Annotated in this window: 1 protein-coding gene; it reads right to left on the reverse strand. The window is 43.2% G+C overall.

Annotated features, from left to right (window positions below; translation table 11 throughout):
- The coding region (locus HMPREF2937_RS13150; RefSeq protein ID WP_306807044.1) for a zinc finger domain-containing protein at positions 1–271 on the reverse strand (271 nt) is incomplete at both ends.

Raw genomic sequence — 271 nt, forward strand, 5'->3', positions numbered from 1 at the left:
CGCCGTTAAAGCCAGCTTCACCTTGTCCTTGCAAGCGAATTTGTTGATCAGTTTCAACACCTGCTGGAATTTTAACAGATACTTTGTGTGTTTTCTTTTCGTGTCCTGTTCCATGACATGTGTGACATGGTTCTTTGATTTCTTTACCTGTACCGTGACAGACATCACATGTCACTTGACGACGCATCATACCAAGTGGTGTTTGTGTATCGACATTAATCACACCTGAACCATGACAACGGCTACATGTTACAGGGCTAGTTCCTGGTTT

The organism is Staphylococcus sp. HMSC061G12 (assembly GCF_001838465.1).
GTDB lineage: Bacteria > Bacillota > Bacilli > Staphylococcales > Staphylococcaceae > Staphylococcus > Staphylococcus simulans.